The 17,408-nt window shown below is 71.4% G+C and carries 19 protein-coding genes; 6 read left to right on the top strand and 13 right to left on the bottom strand.

The genetic code is table 11. The features are described from left to right. The 3 genes from CCN72_RS08280 to CCN72_RS08290 all read left to right on the top strand — a co-directional run. The coding region (locus CCN72_RS08280) for a GTP-binding protein (RefSeq protein ID WP_107430078.1) at positions 1 to 534 on the top strand (534 nt) is incomplete at its 5' end. Next, positions 531 to 1,805 carry a cytochrome P450 family protein gene (locus tag CCN72_RS08285; protein WP_086806940.1) on the top strand — a complete coding sequence of 425 codons (1,275 nt, stop codon included), beginning with the start codon at positions 531 to 533 and terminating at the stop codon, positions 1,803 to 1,805. The genes CCN72_RS08280 and CCN72_RS08285, both read left to right, overlap by 4 nt. Then, positions 1,802 to 3,037: a cytochrome P450 family protein gene (locus tag CCN72_RS08290; protein WP_086806941.1), complete on the top strand. Its 1,236-nt coding sequence runs from the start codon at positions 1,802 to 1,804 to the stop codon at positions 3,035 to 3,037. Before CCN72_RS08285 ends, CCN72_RS08290 begins: the two co-directional genes overlap by 4 nt. On the opposite strand, the gene CCN72_RS08295 is transcribed toward CCN72_RS08290, so the two are convergent. From CCN72_RS08295 to CCN72_RS08325, 7 genes are all read right to left on the bottom strand, one after another. Then, complete coding sequence (locus tag CCN72_RS08295; protein ID WP_086806942.1) at positions 2,998 to 4,215, bottom strand: acyltransferase family protein; 1,218 nt, start codon at positions 4,213 to 4,215, stop codon at positions 2,998 to 3,000. The genes CCN72_RS08290 and CCN72_RS08295 overlap by 40 nt on opposite strands. 54 nt (positions 4,216 to 4,269) lie before the next feature. After that, a complete protein-coding gene (locus tag CCN72_RS08300; RefSeq protein WP_086806943.1) occupies positions 4,270 to 5,265 on the bottom strand; it encodes an ABC transporter permease subunit in 996 nt (331 codons plus the stop codon). Then, positions 5,262 to 6,227 carry an ATP-binding cassette domain-containing protein gene (locus CCN72_RS08305; protein WP_244174155.1) on the bottom strand — a complete coding sequence of 322 codons (966 nt, stop codon included), beginning with the start codon at positions 6,225 to 6,227 and terminating at the stop codon, positions 5,262 to 5,264. The genes CCN72_RS08300 and CCN72_RS08305 overlap by 4 nt, the downstream gene beginning before the upstream one ends. Further along, positions 6,224 to 6,628: a GntR family transcriptional regulator gene (locus CCN72_RS08310; RefSeq protein ID WP_197697413.1), complete on the bottom strand. Its 405-nt coding sequence runs from the start codon at positions 6,626 to 6,628 to the stop codon at positions 6,224 to 6,226. Before CCN72_RS08310 ends, CCN72_RS08305 begins: the two co-directional genes overlap by 4 nt. 97 nt (positions 6,629 to 6,725) lie before the next feature. After that, positions 6,726 to 7,754: a dihydrouridine synthase gene (locus CCN72_RS08315; RefSeq protein WP_086806944.1), complete on the bottom strand. Its 1,029-nt coding sequence runs from the start codon at positions 7,752 to 7,754 to the stop codon at positions 6,726 to 6,728. A 150-nt stretch (positions 7,755 to 7,904) separates the two neighbouring features. Continuing rightward, the gene (locus CCN72_RS08320; RefSeq protein WP_086806945.1) at positions 7,905 to 8,810 is read right to left on the bottom strand and encodes a hypothetical protein; all 906 of its coding nucleotides are present in this window, start codon (positions 8,808 to 8,810) and stop codon (positions 7,905 to 7,907) included. A 70-nt stretch (positions 8,811 to 8,880) separates the two neighbouring features. Continuing rightward, complete coding sequence (locus tag CCN72_RS08325; RefSeq protein ID WP_086806946.1) at positions 8,881 to 9,639, bottom strand: GntR family transcriptional regulator; 759 nt, start codon at positions 9,637 to 9,639, stop codon at positions 8,881 to 8,883. 116 nt (positions 9,640 to 9,755) lie between these two features. On the opposite strand from CCN72_RS08325, the gene CCN72_RS08330 reads away from it, so the two are divergent. Both CCN72_RS08330 and dapF read left to right on the top strand, forming a co-directional pair. Then, the gene (locus tag CCN72_RS08330; RefSeq protein WP_202442927.1) at positions 9,756 to 10,010 is read left to right on the top strand and encodes a hypothetical protein; all 255 of its coding nucleotides are present in this window, start codon (positions 9,756 to 9,758) and stop codon (positions 10,008 to 10,010) included. After that, a complete protein-coding gene (dapF, locus tag CCN72_RS08335) occupies positions 10,007 to 10,864 on the top strand; it encodes a diaminopimelate epimerase (protein WP_086806947.1) in 858 nt (285 codons plus the stop codon). The genes CCN72_RS08330 and dapF overlap by 4 nt, the downstream gene beginning before the upstream one ends. A 203-nt stretch (positions 10,865 to 11,067) precedes the next feature. Here the strand turns inward: dapF and CCN72_RS08340 are convergent, their stop codons facing one another. The 6 genes from CCN72_RS08340 to CCN72_RS08365 all read right to left on the bottom strand — a co-directional run bounded on the left by CCN72_RS08340 (position 11,068) and on the right by CCN72_RS08365 (position 16,231). Next, positions 11,068 to 11,955, bottom strand: coding sequence for a helix-turn-helix domain-containing protein (locus tag CCN72_RS08340; protein ID WP_086806955.1), 888 nt, complete (start codon positions 11,953 to 11,955; stop codon positions 11,068 to 11,070). A gap of 72 nt (positions 11,956 to 12,027) precedes the next feature. Continuing rightward, positions 12,028 to 12,279, bottom strand: a complete 252-nt coding sequence (locus tag CCN72_RS08345; protein ID WP_086806948.1) for a hypothetical protein — start codon at positions 12,277 to 12,279, stop codon at positions 12,028 to 12,030. A gap of 536 nt (positions 12,280 to 12,815) precedes the next feature. Then, positions 12,816 to 13,832 (bottom strand): 4-hydroxy-2-oxovalerate aldolase, encoded by a 1,017-nt coding sequence (dmpG, locus tag CCN72_RS08350; RefSeq protein WP_086806949.1) that lies wholly within the window; start codon positions 13,830 to 13,832, stop codon positions 12,816 to 12,818. Next, positions 13,829 to 14,797 (bottom strand): acetaldehyde dehydrogenase (acetylating), encoded by a 969-nt coding sequence (locus tag CCN72_RS08355; protein WP_086806950.1) that lies wholly within the window; start codon positions 14,795 to 14,797, stop codon positions 13,829 to 13,831. Before CCN72_RS08355 ends, dmpG begins: the two co-directional genes overlap by 4 nt. After that, the gene (locus CCN72_RS08360; RefSeq protein ID WP_086806951.1) at positions 14,794 to 15,603 is read right to left on the bottom strand and encodes a 2-keto-4-pentenoate hydratase; all 810 of its coding nucleotides are present in this window, start codon (positions 15,601 to 15,603) and stop codon (positions 14,794 to 14,796) included. The genes CCN72_RS08355 and CCN72_RS08360 overlap by 4 nt, the downstream gene beginning before the upstream one ends. Next, positions 15,596 to 16,231, bottom strand: a complete 636-nt coding sequence (locus CCN72_RS08365) for an alpha/beta fold hydrolase (RefSeq protein ID WP_244174156.1) — start codon at positions 16,229 to 16,231, stop codon at positions 15,596 to 15,598. The genes CCN72_RS08360 and CCN72_RS08365 overlap by 8 nt, the downstream gene beginning before the upstream one ends. A gap of 282 nt (positions 16,232 to 16,513) precedes the next feature. Between CCN72_RS08365 and CCN72_RS08370 the strand changes: the two genes are divergently transcribed. Beyond that, a partial coding sequence (locus CCN72_RS08370; protein ID WP_086806956.1) for an alpha/beta fold hydrolase occupies positions 16,514 to 17,408 on the top strand: 895 nt, incomplete at its 3' end.

The following is a 17,408-nucleotide window of genomic DNA, read 5'->3' on the forward strand; positions in this document are numbered from 1 at the left end:
TTCGGCGTCGGCAAGACCACCCTGATCGACTCGGTGTCCGAGATCCGCCCCCTGCACACCGAGGAACACCTCACCCAGGCGTCCACCGCCGTCGACGACCTCGACGGGGTGCGGGACAAGAAGACCACCACCGTCGCCATCGACTTCGGCCGCATCACCCTCGGCGGGGAGACCGTCCTCTACCTGTTCGGCACTCCCGGACAGGAGCGCTTCCGGGCGCTGTGGGCGGACATCGCCTACGGGGCGCTCGGCGCGCTCGTCCTCGTCGACAGCCGCCGCCTGGACGCCTCCTTCGACGTGCTCGGCCTGGTCGAGGAGTCGGGGCTGACGTACGCCGTCGCCGTCAACACCTTCCCGGACTCCCGCCGTTACCCCGAGGAGCAGTTGCGGGAGTCCCTGGACCTGGCTCCGGACACCCCGCTGGTGGAGTGCGACGCCCGGGACCGCAACTCCTCCGTCGACGCCCTGCTCGCCCTCGTGGAGCACCTGATCGACCTCAACGCCCGCGCGGTGGCCGGGGAGGTGCGCTCATGACGCCGTACCCCGCCCCCGCGGAGTCCTTCGACCGCTCCACCCCCGTGCGGCTGTGGGAGGACGGGTTCGCCGTCGACCCGCGCCGCTACTACGAGGCGCTGCGCGCCCAGGGCCCGGTCGGCTGGGCCGAACTCGCCCCGGGCGTACCGGCGTACGTGGTCACCGACCGCCGCGCCGCGCTCGACATGCTGCACGACGACGCGACCTGGTCCCGCGACCCGCGCCCCTGGCAGGCGACGGTCCCCGAGGACCTGCCGATCCTCGGCATGATGCGCTGGCGGCCCAACACCCTCTTCTCCGACGGCGCCGAGCACATCCGCTACCGCACCGCCCTGCTCCAGGCCTTCGACCTGGTCGAGCCGCACGATCTGCGCGAACGGGTGCTGCGCGCCGTGCACATCCTGGTCTCCCGGTTCGGCCCGCGCGGCGAGGCGGACCTGGTGAACGACTTCGCCCGCCCGCTGATGACCCTCGTCTTCAACAGCCTCTTCGGCTTCCCCGAGGGCGAGGCCGACCGCCTCAACGACGCGCTCGGCGCGATGATGGAGGGCGGCGAGGCGTCCGTCCAGGGCGAGGCCGAGTACGGCAGGTACGTCATGGACCTGATCGGCGCCAAGACGGCGCGGCGCGGCGACGACCTCACCAGCCGGCTGCTCGACCACCCGCTGGGCCTGACCACCGAGGAGGTCACCTGGCAGGTCTTCCTCACCCTCGGCGCGGGCCACGAGCCGTCCACCAACCTGGTGAGCAACGCGCTCTCCCGCATCCTCGGCAACCCGGCGTACTACTCCACCCTCACCAGCGGCTCCCGCACCGTGCGCGACGCGGTCCTGGAGGTGCTCCGGCACGAGACCCCGCTGACCAACTACGGGGTGCTGTACGCCCGTAAGTCGCTCAGCTTCCACGGCGCGTGGGTGCGGGCCGCGGTGCCCGTCGTGGTGTCGTACGGCGCGCTCGCGCTGTTCGCGGACGAGGGGCAGGGCGGGACGCACGATCCGCGGGACGCCTCCCATCTGTCGTTCGGCGCGGGCCCGCACACCTGCCCGGTCAAGCACGAGGGGCTGCTGATCGCCACGGAGGCCATCGAGCGGCTCACCCAGTGGCTGCCCGACATGGAGCCCACTGTGCCCCGTGACCGGCTCACCTGGCGCCCGGGCCCCTTCCACCGCTCGCTCGTCTCGCTGCCGGTCCGGTTCACCCCCTGCACCCCCGACCGGCCCGCCGGCCTGACGGCCCCTTCCGCGTCCTCCCAGACTGGAGCCCGAGCATGACCACTACGCCCACCCGCGTGCCCATCGACCCGTTCGGGTCCGACATCGTGGCGGAGAGCGCGCGGCTGCGCGCCCTGGGACCGGTCGTCCCCGTGGAACTCCCCGGCGGCATCCCGGCCTGGGCGCCCACCGGGTACGACGCCCTGCGCGCCCTGATCCTGGACCCGCAGATCAGCAAGGACCCCCGCAAGCACTGGCGGTTGTGGCCCGAGGTCGGCGAACACCCGGAGTGGGGCTGGGTACTGGGCTGGATCGGTGTGGTCAACATGCTCTCCACCTACGGCGCCGACCACACCCGGCTGCGCCGTCTGGTCGCGCCCAGCTTCACCGCCCGGCGCACCGAGGCGCTGCGCGACCGGGTCGACGCCGTCGCCACCGAACTCCTCGACACGATGGCGCGGTCGGGGGCGGACGGCGCCGTCGTCGACCTCAAGGAGGCGTTCGCGCAGCCGCTGCCGATGCTGATCATCTGCGAGCTGTTCGGGGTGCCCGACCACCTCCGGCCGAGCGTCGCCGAGCTGATCGCGGCGATCATGGACACCACCGACCCGAGCCCCGAGCACGCGGAGTTCGTGCAGCGGCAGATCGGCACGGTGATCCCCGCGCAGATCGCCTACCGCGCCGAGAACCCGGGCGACGACCTGACCACCGAGCTGATCCGGGTCCGCGACGAGGAGGGCGACCGGCTCAGCGCCGAGGAGCTGCTGTTCACCCTCCTGCTGGTGATCGGCGCCGGCTTCGAGACCACGGTGAACCTGATCGCCAACGCGGTGGTCGAGCTGCTGACCCACCCCGAGCAGCTCGCCGAGGTCCGCTCCGGGAAGCTCGACTGGGACCAGGTCATCGACGAGGTGCTGCGGGTACGGCCCTCCATCGCCTCGCTGCCGCTGCGGTTCGCGGTCTCGGACGTCACCGTGGACGGCGTCACCATCCCCGCGGGCGACGCGATCCTCACCACCTACGGGGCGGCCGGCTCGGACCCGGCGCACTACGGGGAGACCGCCGAGGCCTTCGACGCCGCGCGCGCCGCCGACGACCACCTCTCCTTCGGCATCGGCGTGCACCGCTGCATCGGCGCCCCGCTGGCCCGGATGGAGGCCCGCACCGCCCTGTCCGCCCTCTTCGATCGCTTCCCCCACTTGGCCCCCGCCTTCGAGGCCGGTGATCTCCAGCAGGTCCCGTCCTTCATCGCCTACGGCTGGCAGACGGTTCCGGTACGGCTGGACGGCTGACGTACCGGCGGATCCGGTGGGGGAGTCCGGCGCCCCACCGGATCGCCCGGCACCCCGATGTCGGAGGTGAGCCGGTGGCGCAGCCACGCCCCGGCTCTGCGGTCCACCAGATGGTTGAGCGCGGCCGACAGGGCGAGCGAGAAGCACAGCCCGAGGGCGATCGCCGGGACCAGGCCGAGCGCGGGCACCGCCTTGAGCAGCCCGCGGACGACGGGTATGCCCAGGCTCTGGTGGACCAGGTAGAACGGGTAGGTCAGGGCGCCCGCGTAGACCAGGACGCGCCAGCGCAGCCGGCCGAGGGGTCCTGGCCCGGACAGCGCGAGCAGGATCAGGAACACCGTGAGGATGGCGGCGCAGATCCCCCAGCCCGGTGTCCCGCCCCGGGCCGCGGGGGCCGCGTGCTCGGCGACCCGGTCGCCCAGCAGGGTCAGGGTGTAGCACCAGGCGAAGCCGGTGAGCAGCCACAGCAGCAGATTCGGTCCGAAGCGGTGCATCAGATAGAGCGCCATGCCCGCGACGAACAGCCCGGCGTACTGGGTGAGCAGGAACTCGTCCAGCACACTGGAGTGCAGCTCCCGGCCGATGGCGGCAAGCGTCAGCCAGAACAGGCAGAACGCGATCGTCCGGCGGTAGGTGAGGCCGATCAGCAGCAGCACGGCCATCAGCAGATAGAACCGGGCCTCCACCCACAGCGTCCAGGCGACCCCGTCGGTGGTCCGCAGCCCGAGCGGCCCCGGCAGCATGGTCAGATTGCCGAGGGTGGTGCGCAGATCGACGGGCGCCCCGGGCCGCTGTCCGGCGAGCCGGGCGATCCAGGCGACGACGACGATGACGACGACGACCGTCCAGTAGAGCGGGAAGAGCCGGGCGATCCGCGAGACCGCGAACTGCGCCGGGGTGCGCCCCCAGCAGCTCATACAGATGGCGAACCCGCTGATCAGGAAGAACGCCTCCACTCCGAGCCAGCCGTAGCGGCTCAGCGCGTGCAGCACGGGGGCGGTGCGGGTCAGGTCGTACGTGCCCCAGAAGTGCGGGGTGGGGGTGCCGAGGTAGTGGTAGGCGGCCACCCCGGCCGCCGCGAGCAGGCGCAGCGCGTCCACGGCGGCGAGCCGCCCGCCGCCCGCCCTGCTCGTCATGGGTGCGGCCGTCGGCGGGGCCGGGTCAGCGGAAACGGACATGGTGAAGGTGTCCTTCGTCGGATGGGCTGCGGCGCGGGGAGGGCGGCCGCCGGATCACGGCAGGCGGCGGCGGACGGACCGGTGGACCGCGAGGAGGGCCAGGGCGATCAGCGGCACCGTCAGCGCCGCCTGGGTCCACTGCATGGGCCACAGCTGGCTCGCGCTGTGGTAGACGTCGAAGACCCGCGAGCCGTCGGGACAGCCGGTGGGCCCGCACTGCGCGTACGACAGCCATCGGCCGTCGGGGGTGACCACCCCGTCCCGCAGCAGCCAGTCGTCCGGAGCCAGGTCGTAGCCGTGCGGCGGGAACCGGGTGAGGGTCGGCTGGAGGAAGCGGCGCAGCCAGGTCAGCAGGGTCAGCACGGCCGTGTACCCGGCGAGGGCGCAGACCATGGCCAAGACCGTGCGCCGGGTCAGCTCCCCGGCCAGCACCCCGATCGCGAAGGCCAGTACGGTCGCCGTCACGAGGACGGGTCCGAAGGAGTTGTACGGCAGCGCCGAGAACGCGGAGGAGTCGTGGGTGAGCGTCGGCGCGGTGACCGCCCGGAGCCGGCCGCCGAGCAGGGCGGCCACGATGCCGACCGCGACGGACGCGCCGCCCAGCACGAGGAGTTGACCGGTGAGCCAGCGCTGCCGGGGCACCGACTGTGTCCACAGGAGCCGGTGCGTACGGCGCTCGTACTCCTGCGCCAGCAGCGGCGCGCCGAGCAGCGCCGCCACCAGCGCGGGCACGGCCACCAGGGCGAACTGCGCGTGCTGGACGGCCTGGAGCGCGTCGGAGACATCGCGGACCGTGGCGTCGCACCGGTCGAGATAGGGGAGTTCGGCGCACGAGGCCGCGGCGCGCTCGGCCCGGACCCGCACCACGTCGTGCGCCGTGCGCAGCACCCACGCTGTCAGCAGCGCCGAGGCCACGGCCATGGCCGCGAGGGTGCCGCGATGGCGCCGCAGACTCAGCCGGACCAGGGCCCGGTACCGCACGGGCCTCGGGTGCAGGGCCGGCCGGTTCAGCCGGACCGGTACGACCCGCAGGGGCGACGACACGGTCATGCCGCCACCGTCCCGGTGCCGTTCCGGTCCGCGTCGCCGTACCGGCCCGGCCGCATGCCGGGGGCCAGCCAGCCCGCCACGGAGGGGGAGCGCAGATAGGAGACCACCAGCTCTTCCAGACTGGGGAGTTCGGCGTCGGCCGCCCGGGTCTGCGTCTCCTGGTCCACGCGGACCAGCGTGAGATGGCGCGGCTCGACGTCCACCGGGTCCACCGGGTGCACCCGCCATGGTGCAAGACCCGCCTGGCACTCCAGCAGGCCGAGCCGGTCGAGCAGCCGGTGCGCGGCGAGCAGTTCGGACAGCTCGCCGGCCAGCCGGATCCGGCCGCCGTCGATCAGCAGCAGATGGTCGATGGCCTCTTCGAGGTCGCCCAGCACATGGGAGGAGAGCAGGACCGTGCCCTGCCCTTCCGCGACATCGCCGAGCAGCAGGCCGAGGGCGGCCCGGCGCACGAGCGGGTCGAGATCGCTCAGCGGCTCGTCGAGCAGCAGTAGCCGGGGCCGCTTGCCGCGCGCGAGGGCCAGGGCCAGCAGGGAGCGCTGGCCGCCGGAGAGGGACCCGGCCCTGCTGTCGAGCGGGATCCGGCCCAACTCCAGCAGTTCCGCAGCGCGTTCGTGGTCCCAGCGGGGATTGAGGTCGCGGCCCATGGCCAGCAGCTCGGCGGCCCGCATCCGCGGGTACAGGGGGCGGTGCTGGTCGACGTACGCGACCTCGGCGAGCAACGCGTCCGCGCCGGCGGGCTGTCCGAGCACGGTGAGCCGGCCGGAGTCCGGGCGGACGAGCCCGGCCGCGGCCGACAGCAGCAGGCTCTTGCCCGCGCCGTTCGGCCCGACGATGCCGCACACCGCGCCGCGCGGGACCCGGAAGGCGCAGTCGGCGAGCAGGTCCCGGCGCCGCCCTGCGCGCCCGGCGCGCAGCCCGATCCCCTCCGCCTGGACGGCCGTCGGAGCGTGCGCCGTCACCGTGCCCGCCCCTCGGGCGCCCGCTCCGCGAAGCAGGCGTCGCCGACGGAGACGACCAGGGCCATGACGTCCTCCCGCTCCAGGCCGTGCTCCCGGGCGCGGGTCATCCACTGCTCCAGCTCCTGCCGCAGCCCGGAGCCGTCGACCCGGTCGGCGCTGCCGAGCGTGCCCACCACGAACGTGCCAAGCCCCGTCCTGGACTCCACCAGGCCCCGCCGCTGGAGCTCCTGATACGCCCTCAGCACGGTGTTGCCGTTGACCACGGCGCTCTCCACCACCTCACGGGCGGTGGGCAGCTTGTCACCGGGCTTCAGGATGCCCAGCCGCAGGGCCTGTTCGGTCTGCTCGATGATCTGCTGATAGGCGGGGGTGCCGCTGGATCTGCGCAGCTGGTACTTCATCAGGTAACCCTTTCCCTAATTGATTAGGGAAAGTAGTCACCGCTTGAGACAGTGTCAAACCGTCGTGAGGTCTGTCGTGTCGGCGCGCGGTGTCGGATCAGACGGTCGTCGGCAGCTTTGCCGGTGCCGGGGCGAGCGCGCGGCGATGGCGGCGGGCGACGGTGGTCGTGCCGAGCAGGAGTCCGTCAGGGCTGAAGTGCGGGGCCGGAAGGTGGTTTTCGAGCGCCGGGAGGTAGTTCCACCGTACCGAGGGGTGGGCGGAGTGCGCGTAGTGGTGGAGGTCGCCGTAAGGGAGCCAGGTGACGGCGGCGAGGGCGGTAAGGATCCGGCTGCGCGGGTAGAGGCGCAGACAGCGTCCCGCTTCGATCTGAGCGGGGGTGCCGATGCGGTGCTCGGGATCGAACCAGGTGTGCTCCACCAGCAGAGACATCCAGGCGAGCTGCGGATAGAGCAGCATCCGCGGCAGCATGACCCCGCACACCAGAGCGGTCCACCCGCCGGCCAGGTACGCGGCCGCGGCGACGGCGGCCGGGGCGCAGACGCGGTGCCAGGCGCCAGGACCCCGGAGGTGCGCGGCGAGGCCGGCGGCGGTGACACGGATGCCGCGTGGCATGAGCGGATGAATCAGAGCGGCCGCGTACCTGGGGCTGGTGATGCCGGGGCGCAATCCCGCCTGGCGGAGTTCGGCGAGATTGGGGTCGACTGCCAGGGTGGCGTTGGGGTGGTGGTCGCGGACGTGCCGGCGCCGGCGCGCCAGCAGAGGGCCGAGCGCGAGGGGGTGATGGACGAATGCCTCGCCGAGCAGATGGTTGGCGCGGTTGGTGCGGGCCAGGACGCCGTGGACGGCGAAATGACTGATCTCCTGCAGGTGCCGGAAGTGGACCGCGACCGCGACCGCCGCCGCGGTGGCGAGGAGCGGGCCGTGCGCGGCGAGCATCCACCATCCAGTGATCTGCACCCACTGCCCTGTCAGCAGCAGGGACGGCGTGAGGTCGTTGGCACGCCGCCGCTGGAGGGCTATGAGCTCCCGGGCCCCGGTGGAGCGAGGCCGCTGCCGCGCGAAGTGCAGTCGGTCGATCTGGCGCAGGGCGACGCCGACGACGATGAGCGCTAAGGCGATCGACATGATGTTCCTGGTACGGACGGGCGGAGACGGGTGGATCACCCGCGAGGTCGTCACGCACAGTACATCTAGTGGACTAGTTTGGTGAATGGGCAAGTGAAACGGCCTCCGCCCTTGGGACGGAGGCCGTACGCGGCAGACGATCGATTCGCTCTACAGGGCGTCGACGGTCGCGCTGATCCGCTGCTCGTCCCAGGTGCCGGCGTCGAGCATGGAGCGCGTGACGGCTTCATAGGTCCGCAGGGCATGCGGAGCGGAATCGGCGCCGTTGCCCCAGACGCCTTCGAAACGGAGACGCCAGCGATCGACCCCCTTGAAGTACACCGAACTGCGACCGCGGGTGTAGTCGGCGTCTCCCTGTTCCTCCTCGACCAGGACAGCGGCGGCGGCGAAGACGACATAGTCGACGGCTTCGTCGGCGCGCAGCCGGTCGCGTACGGCGAGGCCGCAGATGACGCCGATGTCGCGGTGCCGGCCGATGAGTTCCAGCAGGGCCCGGGCGAACTCTTCCTTGAGCAGGTTGTCGCGGTAGACGATGAAGAGACGGTTGATGGTGCCGTGGCCCTGGAGGAAGCGGCGGTTGGCGGCGAGGTATTCGCGGCGCTGGTTGAGCAGTTGGGGGTTGGTGGTCAGGTCCGCGGCGAGGATGCGTGGGGGATCGGAGGCCGCGTCGGTGAGAGTGTCGATCAGCAGTGCCGACAGCCGAGGGACCTCGGAGGCGTAGACGCGGAGGTGGCCGTCGGCGATCTCGCCGTAGTCGGAGACGAGTTCCCGTTCGAGATGGGTGCGGACGAGGTCGTAATACCGTGCGTCGTCAATGGACTTGAGGTTGTTGGTTCTGCGCAGTCGGATATAGGCCCTGTGCGTCCACAGATGACCGATGGCCAGGATCACGATGAGGGCGCCCTGGACCACGACGAGCGCTTTGAGGTCGACCCGCTCGACGGCCCAACCGATCACCGGCGTGACGAGCCCGGCGATGCCGATCACCGCGCCCAGTACGGGTGAGCCGAGCGCATCGGTGACCCGGGTCAACGGGTCGCGCTGCTGCTCCGGCATGAAGTCTTCCCCCTTCGGCGGCCAAAAGGCCGGACACGAGTATTCCCGGCAGACATATGGCCAGGTGCTGTCAGATGAGTGGCGAGGGCAGGGCGATGTCGTACTCGATGGCCCAGCGACTCGCCGGAACGAAGAAGTCCGCGGTCTCCACCGCCCGGCCGTCCACGGCGAAGTGGGTGCGCTCGATCAGCGTGGCCTGTGCCCCGGCCGAGATGCCCAGCAGATGTGCCTGGTCGCGGTCGGCCTGTACGGGGCAGGGCCGCTCGACGGCTCGTACGACCATGATTCCCAGGTGTGCCATACGGGCGATCACTCCGGCGCCGGCCAGTGGACCGCCCTCGGGCAGTACCACCACGGTGCCACCGGTGATCGCCATGGGCTCCCAGCTGGTCGCCAGCATCACGGGCTGCCGGTCGGCGAGGAACTCGTAGAAGGTGCGCACGCAGGGATCGCCGGTTCGAATGTTCAGCCGGTCCGCGATGTCCGAGGGGGCGGGGACCTTGGCGGTGGAATCCGCCTCCCATGTGCCGGTGAACCCGGACGGGGCGATACCCGGCTGATCCGATACGGCCGGGGTACGACGGAGAATGTGCCGCGGAACAGGTGCCCGGACGTAGGTACCGGAGCCCGCCCGGCCTTCCAGAAGACCTTCGGCGATCAGCAATTCCTGCGCGCGGCGGATGACGTTCTCCCCGACCCCGAATTCCGCACCGAGTTTGCCCCGGGAGGGAAGCCGGTCGCCCGGATCCCAGCAGGAGTTGGCGATGCGCGACCGAAGGCCCTCCGCAACCCGCAAGTAAGGCGCGCCTGCTGAGGTGGAGTCAGCCATCGATCTCCTCGGGCACATTGCCGACCGGTACGTGTTGACAATCTAGTTCACGAGCTGAAATCTAGTTAACTAGAAGTACTCTTTGTGATCTCAGGTCGATGCGATTGCGAGCCACTGTGGACCACCCCCGCCCAAAGGCCGCGATCGACGACGCCATCGCTCGGCTCACCGCCCTCACCGGCACCCAGCCGCGTCTCGTTCGCGAACCAGGTGCCGTCCGTATCGAGACCGACGTCACCGAGAGCCTGCTCGAACGGTGGGATCAGCTCCTCGCCGTCCTGGAGTTGGGCACCGCTTTCGGGCTCACCGATACCGCCACCGGCCAAATCGCCTGGTTGAGTTTCACGGCAGGAGAAGGCAAGCCCTCATGAACGCCGCTGCCGCCGGACCGGCCACGTATCCCTTCGTCAAGGGGCACGGCGCCGGCAATGACTTCCTCGTGCTGCCCGACCCCGAGGGCCGAATTCGGCTGTCCGCCGCCGAGGTTGCGGGGCTGTGCGACCGCCGTACCGGCATCGGCGCCGACGGCCTCCTGCGCGCCGTGCGCTGCGACGCCACGTTCGAAGCCGGCGGCATGGCCGCGGAAGCCGAGTGGTTCATGGACTACCGCAATGCCGACGGATCCCCTGGGCAGATGTGCGGCAACGGCATCCGGGTCCTGGCCCGCTACCTCGTCAGTGCCGGACACTGCCCGCCCGGCGCTCTCACGCTCGCCACCCGAGCGGGCCCGCGCACCGTCCATGTCCCCCACGACAAACCCGGTCTCGACGGTCCCGTCACCGTCGACATGGGCAGACCCCGCCTGTCCGGCCTCGCGGACGTCGTCGTCACCGTGGGCGCCGACGCCTGGCCCGCCCTGCACGTCGACATGGGCAATCCGCATGCCGTCGTCTTCGTCGACGACCTCGCCGATCCAGGTGATCTTGCTTCACCGCCCGTCGTCACCCCGGCGGACGCGTACCCGGAGGGTGTCACCGTCGAGTTCGTCGTCCGCCGTACACCGTTCGACCTCGCCCTACGCGTTCATGAACGGGGCGTCGGTGAAACCCGTGCGTGCGGTACCGGCGCCTGTGCCGCTGTGGCTGCTCTGCCCGCCGGCCCCGCGACCGGCAGTTACACGGTCGACATGCCCGGTGGCCGGCTCCGCGTGTCCGTTCTCGCCGACGGTGCCATGCGGTTGACGGGCCCCTCGGTCATCGTCGCTCAAGGCACCGTGTCCGTGTAGGAAGTTGCCCCTGGACCGTCACCGGCGGTGAAGGCGCCGGTCATGGCCAGACCCACGGTGCACAGGGCCGCAAGGGTCATGGCGGCGATGACGGTGAACGCGGGGCGTTCTCTGCTGTAGAACCGTTCGGGCTTGTCCAAGGCGGTGAGCCGCGCGGTGCGTCGGCTGGACCATCGAGGGTGCAACCCTGTCTCTCCGTTCGGTTATTCGCTGGTCGGGTCCGCCCTTACCGAGGGATTCGGAGAGCGGGCGTAGGTGTTGATCGCGGCGGCGATGAGGGTGAGAGCCGGCCCGCCGCTGTGGGCGAGCTGACCGAGTCGCGTGAAATCGTCCAGGTATCGCTTGACCTCACCCGTCTGTTTGACGGTCAGGAACGCCGACACCAGCTCGACGTTGACCTGGCGGTCGTCGAACACCCAGAAGTCCTCGACCGGCGGCATCAGACTGCGGTCGGCGCTCAGGGGAATGATCCCGAGGCTGACGGAGGTCAGCACGCTCACTTCCAGGAGCCTGCTGAGCTGCTCGATCATGACCTCCTGCGGTCCCATCCGCCGGTAGAGCACGGACTCCTCCAGGACCACGTCGAACTGTTTGCCCCTCTCGGTCAGCACTCTCTGCTTGTCCATGCGGGTGACGACCGCGGCTTCCACGTCGTCAGGAAGGCCGCGGCGCTCCCGGATGCCGGCCAGGACCGCTTTGGTGTAGGCACGTGTCTGCAGTGGACCAGGGATCAGGTTCTGGGCGTACGCCCTGAATCTGCGTGTCTGGTCCCACAGGGGAAGAACTCTCTCTTGGGCGCGCTTGAGTCCTGCCTTTTCCATGGCCCGCCACTCGACGTACATGCCGTCGATGCCCCGGGCGATGCCGATGAGTTCTGCTGCGGCGGAACCGTCTCCGCAGGCCCGTGCCCAGACCTCGATGTCCTTCGGCGACGCGGCCTTGTGCCCGTTCTCGATACGGCTGCACTTGGATTCGTGCCAGCCGCACCGGCGCGCCAGCTCACGGGCCGTCAGGCCGTGCTGCTGTCGTAGGGCGCGTAGCTGCTGCCCCAGGGCGAGTCGGGCTTCCCGGATGCTCGAAGAGGTAGGCATGCGCACAGTGTGCAGCCTTCCGGCTCACGGCATCTAACGGCGTGAATGCCCAACTGGCCCGGAGCTCCGTGGTCAATCGCCTATGTTCTCCGCCTTCTTTGCGGTTTTGTGCGGCATGGCTTCATGTCTTGGAAAGAGGGACAGCAGCCGGGCAGGGAACTCGACGACGGTCTCGTGGTCGGGCACGAGGATGGACGACAGACGGGCGGGGTCGTCCACCTTCCACGATTGCAGCAAGTAGCTGTCCGTCTCATCGTCGTAATAGAGCGTTGGACTGCCATTGTTTGGGCTCTCCGGGTCCTTGCACAGCAAGTGCAGCGCCACAGGTACCTCCATGTGGCCAGGGGTGTCTTGACCCTTCGAGGGTGAACGATTGCGTACCGTGACGCCGGGTACTTGCTGGGACTTGCGGTAGGCACTCAGTGGATGCCGGAGGGTTTGCGGATACTTGCACTGCTGCGCTCGTAGGCAGGGGGAGGAGTCCGCTTCATCCGCATGATGGCCCGGGGCCCGTCCACCAGCGCGCGCTCGGTCACGCTCTTGGCCGCGCCCCAGCCCGCGGCGGAGCGGTGGTAGGGATGGAACTCCGGGGCCCCTCCGCGGCGGGCCCGGTCTCCGGCTCCCGCGCTTCCTGCGCGTCACGCTCGACGGCCACGGCTCTCCACCTCGTCCGGCCTTCGAGGACCCACGAGTGGAAGGGCGCTCCCGGGCAGGCCATGTCCGCCGATCAGGGTATGCCGCCCGGCGGGGAGACCCGGGCAGGCCCCCCTCCGGGACTCCGGCAGCGCACGGCCCCGGCTGCGCGCCGCCGGCGGAGGCGGAGCCCACCCGGGGCCGCGGATCGGGCGCTTCCCGTGCGGTCAGGCCGTCGCCGGCCGGTCCGCCAGGGTGAGGGCCACGTCGACGATCATGTCCTCCTGCCCGCCGACCAGGCCCCGGCGGCCGCACTCCAGCAGGATGGCGCGGACGTCGACGCCGTAGCGCGCGGAGGCGATCTCCGCGTGCCGCAGGAAGGAGGAGTAGACACCGGCGTAGCCCAGGGTGAGGGTCTCCCGGTCCACGCGGACCGGACGGTCCTGGAGCGGGCGGACCAGATCGTCGGCGGCGTCCTGGAGCCGGAACAGATCGCAGCCGTGCTCGATCCCCGAGAGGTTCGCCACCGCGATGAACGCCTCCAGCGGGCAGTTGCCCGCGCCCGCGCCGTGCCCGGCGAGTGAGGCGTCGACTCGGCGCACCCCGTTCTCCACGGCGACGACGCTGTTGGCCACCGACAGCGAGAGGTTCTCGTGGGCGTGGATGCCGATCTCGGTGGCGTCGTCCAGGACGTCCCGGTAGGCGCGGACCCGCTCGGCCACGTCCTTCATGGTGAGCCGGCCGCCGGAGTCGGTGACGTACACGCAGTGCGCGCCGTACGACTCCATCAGCCGCGCCTGCTCGGCCAGCCGGGCCGGTTCGGCGCGGTGGGAGAGCATCAGGAAGCCGGACACGTCCATGCCCAGTTCACGGGCCGCGGCGATGTGCTGCGCGGAGATGTCGGCCTCGGTGCAGTGGGTGGCCACCCGGACCGAGCGCACCCCCAGGTCGTAGGCGGTCCGCAGATCGTGGATGGTGCCGACGCCGGGCAGCAGCAGGGTGGTCAGCCGGGCCCGCTCAAGCACCGAGGCCGCCGCCTCGATCCAGGCCCAGTCCGTGTGCGAGCCGGGGCCGTAGTTCAGCGAGCCGCCCGCCAGCCCGTCGCCGTGCGCGACCTCGATGGCGTCGACACCGGCGGCGTCCAGCGCCCGTACGATCCCCCGTACGTCCGCCGGAGCGATCCGGTGCCGCACGGCGTGCATGCCGTCCCGCAGGGTCACGTCCTGGACGTAGATGCCGCTCATACCGTCACCTCACGGGCCGCGATCCGCTCGGCCACCCGCAGGGCGGCCGAGGTCATGATGTCGAGATTGCCCGCGTAGGCCGGGAGGTAGTGGGCGGCGCCCTCCACCTCCAGGAACACGGACACCTGCTGGGTCGGCCGGCCAGGCGCGCCCTCGGCCAGCAGGGTCTCCACCGGCTGGTCCCCGGGCACCGGGGCGATCTGCACCCGCTGCTTGAGCCGGTAGCCGGGGACATAGGCCGCCACCTCGGCCACCATCGCGGCGACGCTCTCCTCGATCGCGGCGTGCGCGGCGGGATCGGGCGCCTCGACCAGGCAGAACACGGTGTCGCGCATGATCAGCGGCGGCTCGGCCGGGTTGAGGACGATGATCGCCTTGCCGCGGTCCGCGCCGCCCACCTCGACCAGCGCCCGGGACGTGGTCTCAGTGAACTCGTCGATGTTGGCGCGGGTACCGGGACCGGCCGACCGGGAGGCGATCGAGGCGACGATCTCCGCGTAGCGGACCGGGACCACCCGGGAGATCGCGGCCACCACCGGGATGGTGGCCTGGCCGCCGCAGGTGACCATGTTGACGTCCGGAGCGTCCAGATGCTCCTCCATGTTGACCGCCGGGACGACGTACGGTCCGAGCGCCGCCGGCGTCAGATCGATCAGCCGCTTGCCGAGCGGCGCCAGCTTCGCGGCGTTGGCCCGGTGGGCCCCCGCCGAGGTGGCGTCGAAGACGATGCCGATCTCCTCGAAGCCGGGCAGCGCGATCAGCCCGTCCACGCCCTCGTGCGTGGTGGTCACGCCCAGCCGCCCGGCGCGCGCCAGACCGTCGGACGCCGGGTCGATGCCGACCAGGGCGCCCATCTCCAGATGCCGGGCGGTGCGCAGCACCTTGATCATGAGGTCGGTGCCGATGTTGCCCGAGCCGATGATGGCGACCTTGGTGCGGGGCGCACCCGCCGTGTGCGTCGTCATGCCGTTCCTTCCCCGATGACGGTGGTGACCGTGCCCAGACCGCCGATCACCGCGGTGACGTGCGCGCCCGGGGTGAGGGGGCGCATCGGGCCGAGCGCTCCGGAGAGCACCACATGCCCGGCCCGCAGCGGATCGCCCACCTCGCGTGCGGTGCGGGCCAGCCAGAGGACCGCGGCGAGCGGATCGCCCAGGCAGTCCGCGCCGGTGCCCTCGGACACGCTCCGGCCGTCGACGGACATCTCCATCACGGCCGTGCGCGGCTCGAACTCCGCGAGGGTGCGGGCCCCTCGGCCGAGCACGAAGGCGCCCGCGGAGGCGTTGTCGGCGACCGTGTCGGACAGGGTGATGTCCCAGCCCGCGATCCGGCTGCCGCAGATCTCCAGGGCGGGCACGGCGTGGTCGACGGCGGCCCGCACCCGGGCCAGGTCCAGCGGACCTTCGGCCAGGTCCGCGCCCAGCACGAACGCGATCTCGGCCTCGACGCGGGGCTGGAGCACCGACGCGTACGGCACCGGCTCGCCGTCCGGGTACCCCATGTCGTCCAGCAGGACCCCGAAGTCCGGCTGGTCCACGCCCAGTTGCCGCTGTACGGCGGGCGAGGTCAGCCCGATCTTGTGGCCGACGACGCGTGCGCCGCGGGCCGTCCTGGCCGCCGTGACCCGCTGCTGCACGGCGTACGCGGCCCCGGTGTCCTCGGTGCCGATCAGATCCCGTACCGGTGCGCAGGGCACCCGGTCGGCGGCCGCCGCCAGCAGCCGGGCGGCCGCCTCCTCGACGCCGTGTGGCGCCTGCCCGGTCTCACTCATCGCCGGGATTCCCCCGGACGAAGTCGATGACCAGCCGGTTGAACTCCTCGGCGTGCTCGATCATCGCCCAGTGCCCGCAGCGGTTGAGCAGGACCAGCCGGGAGTCGGGGATGTTCGCCAGCAGGAACAGGGAGCTCTCGAAGGAGACCACCCGGTCGTCGCGGCCGTGGATCAGCAGGGTGGGCACCGTGATGCCGGGCAGCAGCGCCGGGTCCACCCAGCGCGGCAGCGGCGCCCCCTGCGGCAGCCCCGCCACATAGTTGGCCAGGTGCTCGGGCCGGGCGAGGGCCGCCTGGGAACGGGCGTCGCACAGCTCAGGAGTGGCGAAGCACGCCTTGTCGTAACACATGATCTCGACCAGCCGGCGCATGTTCTCCGGGCTCGCGTCCCGGTAGGCCTCGATGAGGACCTTCAGCCCCTCGGACGGCCCGTCACCGGCCCCGAACCGGCTCGGCATCCGCCCCACCGGCGGTCCCATGGTGACCAGGTGGCTGATCCGCTCGGGGTGCTCGGTGGCCAGCCGCAGCGAGGTCTGGCCGCCCATCGAGTTCCCCACGAACGCGGCCCGTTCGATGCCCAGCGCGTCGAGGAACTGGATCGCCGCGTCGACATGGTCGAGCCGGTCCACCGTGGCCGGGTCGGATCGGACTGGTTCGAGGTGCTTCAGGAGCAGAACGGGGTGCGGTTCCCGGATTCAGATGACGTCCGCGTGGAAGGATTCGATGGAGAATTCGACGACATGGCGCTGAACGTCATGCGGCGGGCGCTGGCATCCGATACGCCGAGCTTGCTTCCTCACGAGGAGATGTGTGGGCGGTTTCCCGGAGCCGCCGCGCCGTGTGGCGAGGATCGAGCGCCGCGGGTTCCCCCGGCACCGTGGGATCTCGTGATGCGTGAGAGGGTCTTGGGCGTGAGCGAGACACCACCGAACACCCTGCAATACCGCCTCGACGGGCCGGAAGAGGCCCCCGTACTGATTCTGGCTCCCTCACTGGGCACCACCTGGCACATGTGGGACCGGCAGGTTCCGGAGCTGGCCAAGCAGTGGCGGATCTTCCGGTTCGATCTGCCCGGGCACGGCGGGGCGCCCGCGCATCCGGCCGGGTCCGTGGGGGAGTTGAGCGGCCGGCTGCTCGCGACCCTGGACTCGCTCGGTGTGCAGCGCTTCGGGTACGCGGGCTGCGCGCTGGGCGGCGCGATCGGGATCGAGCTGGCCCTGCGGCACCCCGAGCGGCTGGCCTCGCTCGCGCTGGTCGCGGCCTCGCCCCGGTTCGGGACGGCCGACGAGTTCCGCCAGCGCGGCGTGATCGTACGCACCAACGGCCTGGACCCCATCGCCCGCACCTCGCCGGACCGCTGGTTCACCGACGGGTTCTCGGCGGCGCAGCCCGCGATCACCGAGTGGGCGGTGCAGATGGTGCGCACCACGGACCCCGGCTGCTACATCGCCTCCTGCGAGGCCCTCGCCGCGTTCGACGTACGGGCCGAGCTGGGCCGGGTCGCGGCGCCGACGCTGGTCCTGGTCGGCTCCGAGGACCAGGTCACCGGCCCGGCCGAGGCCCGCACCCTGGTCGCGGGCATCCCGGACGCGCGGCTCGCGGTCGTGCCCGGCGCCTCCCACCTGGTCCCGGTCGAGCAGCCGGCCGCCGTCACCGATCTGCTGGTCCACCACTTCGCCACGGCCTGGCAGCAGCCGTACGACACCGGCCAGCTCGCGCTGCCGGGGGCGCAGGTCACGGCGCCGCTGCCGACGGTGCCGCCGCAGGCCGTGGTCCCGGTCGCGGAGATCGCCCCGGCCGTCGCCG

This window comes from Streptomyces murinus, assembly GCF_002154555.1.
Classification (GTDB): domain Bacteria; phylum Actinomycetota; class Actinomycetes; order Streptomycetales; family Streptomycetaceae; genus Streptomyces; species Streptomyces murinus.

Coding starts and splice junctions, on each gene's coding strand:
- CCN72_RS08285 (WP_086806940.1), top strand. CDS start 531: ATGACGCCGTACCCCGCCCCCGCGGAGTCCTTCGACCGCTCCACCCCC.
- CCN72_RS08290 (WP_086806941.1), top strand. CDS start 1,802: ATGACCACTACGCCCACCCGCGTGCCCATCGACCCGTTCGGGTCCGAC.
- CCN72_RS08295 (WP_086806942.1), bottom strand. CDS start 4,215: ATGTCCGTTTCCGCTGACCCGGCCCCGCCGACGGCCGCACCCATGACG.
- CCN72_RS08300 (WP_086806943.1), bottom strand. CDS start 5,265: ATGACCGTGTCGTCGCCCCTGCGGGTCGTACCGGTCCGGCTGAACCGG.
- CCN72_RS08310 (WP_197697413.1), bottom strand. CDS start 6,628: ATGAAGTACCAGCTGCGCAGATCCAGCGGCACCCCCGCCTATCAGCAG.
- CCN72_RS08315 (WP_086806944.1), bottom strand. CDS start 7,754: ATGTCGATCGCCTTAGCGCTCATCGTCGTCGGCGTCGCCCTGCGCCAG.
- CCN72_RS08320 (WP_086806945.1), bottom strand. CDS start 8,810: ATGCCGGAGCAGCAGCGCGACCCGTTGACCCGGGTCACCGATGCGCTC.
- CCN72_RS08325 (WP_086806946.1), bottom strand. CDS start 9,639: ATGGCTGACTCCACCTCAGCAGGCGCGCCTTACTTGCGGGTTGCGGAG.
- dapF (WP_086806947.1), top strand. CDS start 10,007: ATGAACGCCGCTGCCGCCGGACCGGCCACGTATCCCTTCGTCAAGGGG.
- CCN72_RS08340 (WP_086806955.1), bottom strand. CDS start 11,955: ATGCCTACCTCTTCGAGCATCCGGGAAGCCCGACTCGCCCTGGGGCAG.
- dmpG (WP_086806949.1), bottom strand. CDS start 13,832: ATGAGCGGCATCTACGTCCAGGACGTGACCCTGCGGGACGGCATGCAC.
- CCN72_RS08355 (WP_086806950.1), bottom strand. CDS start 14,797: ATGACGACGCACACGGCGGGTGCGCCCCGCACCAAGGTCGCCATCATC.
- CCN72_RS08360 (WP_086806951.1), bottom strand. CDS start 15,603: ATGAGTGAGACCGGGCAGGCGCCACACGGCGTCGAGGAGGCGGCCGCC.